Here is a 241-nt window from a genome sequence, read left to right as displayed (position 1 = left end):
GATGCGTCCCTGTTTATCCCATTGATAGCCAATGCGATGTCGATTAGCATCTATGCGTTGTTCGAGTAATCCTGTGGCATTGTATTGGTACTCAGTCACTAAACCTTTAGTATCAATATGTTTGTGTAAACGCCCTTCTTCATCATGTTCAAAATGTTCTTTTAATCCATCAGGGTAAACAATACAATGGAGTTGTCCTTTGTCTCGACCTTGAGTGCTGTAAAGGTACTGAACGACTTTA

Annotated in this window: 1 protein-coding gene; it reads right to left on the bottom strand. The window is 39.8% G+C overall.

Going from position 1 to position 241, the window contains the following annotated elements:
- A partial coding sequence (locus tag AC2Q9J_RS18440; protein WP_499042180.1) for a hypothetical protein occupies window positions 1-241 on the bottom strand: 241 nt, incomplete at both ends.

Source organism: Planococcus sp. RAB007_Raresut, assembly GCF_057369535.1.
Note: the sequence above shows the minus strand (reverse complement) of the source record. Positions and strands in the feature narration are given on the sequence as shown.